Annotated in this window: 1 protein-coding gene; it reads right to left on the bottom strand. The window is 78.1% G+C overall.

Features of this window, described 5'->3' with window-relative positions; all coding sequences use genetic code 11:
• A partial coding sequence (locus AC1MIR_RS05590; RefSeq protein WP_480027198.1) for a hypothetical protein occupies positions 1–453 on the bottom strand: 453 nt, incomplete at its 3' end.
• Between the last annotated feature and the right edge of the window lie 240 nt (positions 454–693).

Genomic DNA, 693 nt, shown 5'->3' with positions numbered 1-693 from the left:
GGCGGGCACGGGGCCCGGGGCATAGAGCTGGCGGCGGGCCCGGCGGGCGGTGACGGCGCGCCGCCGCGGCGCGCGGCCCGCCACCGGCGGGCAGGCGCCCTGCGCATGGATGCGGGCGAGCAGGTCGCGGTCGCCGGCATCCGGCAGCACTTCGACCGCCAGGGCCTCGCCGAGCCCGGCGGCGGCGCAGCGGAGGTTGGCCAGCGCCGCGCCGCAGGAGATGGTGAGTTCCCGGTCCTCGGGGTCCACCACCGGCAGCGCCCGGCTGCGGTCCGCCAGCACGTCCACCGTCGCGCCGTCATGCAGGCGGAACCGCCAGGGCTGGGTGTTGTGACCGGACGGCGCGAGGACGGCATAGGCGAGCAGGAACCGCAGGCGCGAGGACGACTCTGTGCAGTCGGCGAAGGCTGCCGGGTCCACTGCCCAGGGATCCTCAAGCCAGGTTCCGTCCATCCGGCCCTCCCATACTGTCAATTGGCGGGAGGAGGATGACCCTGGAGCCGGGCCGGCGCGTTGCGCCGGATCAAGTTCTCGCGCGCGTGAGTTGCCGCAGATTGGCCGCGACGCGGCGCCGTGCCGGGCGCAGCGCCGCGGCGGCGACCAGGTCGGGGCGGGTGCCGGCCAGCGCCGCGCGCCCCCCCGCGGCCGGGCGGCCGCGGCCCCGCCCAGGAGCGTCACCCCCCCCCACCCCCC

It is taken from the genome of Falsiroseomonas sp. RANM36, from assembly GCF_056682175.1.
This window is presented reverse-complemented; position numbering and strand designations above follow the sequence as displayed.